Source organism: Psychrobacter sp. AOP5-GZ1-6 (assembly GCF_052376345.1).
Taxonomy (GTDB): domain Bacteria; phylum Pseudomonadota; class Gammaproteobacteria; order Pseudomonadales; family Moraxellaceae; genus Psychrobacter.
Genome location: NZ_JBQSVP010000319.1, coordinates 1 through 710, shown reverse-complemented (window position 1 = coordinate 710; position 710 = coordinate 1). Strand labels below are relative to the sequence as shown.

The window sequence follows — 710 nt, the reverse complement described above, 5'->3', positions numbered from 1 at the left end:
ATGCTCAAAGATGAACACTGGACAAGACTAAGACCTATCTTACTAGAGTTGAATATCTATGACAAAGGAAATCTTAGAAATACGGTTGAAGGTGTGTTGTATCGGATGCGCGTTGGTTGCCCTTGGCGTGACTTACCACCGTACTTTGGCAAGCCCAATACCATCTATAAAGCTTACCAGCGCTGGTCTCGCAGTAATAAGCTGATTGCGCTTTTTACGTTACTGATCAAGGACGCAGACCTTGAATGGGTCTTTATCGATGGCACTCATATTAAAGCGCATCAGCACAGCAGTGGTGGCAATGAGAATGCGCAGGCTATTAGTAAAAGTGTTGCAGGACGCGCGACCAAGATTCATTTGGCAGTTGATGCTCATGGCAATCCACTCACTTTTATCTTGTCAGATGGTACAACCCACGATGTTAAAGTCGCTCCTGACTTAATAGACAAGGTTGATTTGAGCGATACAGAGGTTTTATGTGCCGATAAAGGCTATGATTCTGATGCGCTACGAGCCCATATTGAACAAGCAGGGACGTGTGATAACATCCCTCGGAAACGAAATACAAAGTCCTCTAACGACCATATGGACTGGAACTTGTACAAGGTACGCCACTTAGTAGAAAATGCTTTTGCTAAGCTAAAACAGTATAGGGCAGTTGCCACCAGATTTGATAAGCTCAAGCAGAGTTATGAGAATACGGTCGCTCT

At 44.2% G+C, this 710-nt stretch carries 1 protein-coding gene; it reads left to right on the top strand.

All coding sequences use genetic code 11. The features are described 5' to 3' along the window. Positions 1 to 710: IS5 family transposase (locus ACT3RN_RS16010; protein ID WP_444518856.1), on the top strand; the 710-nt coding region annotated here is incomplete at both ends.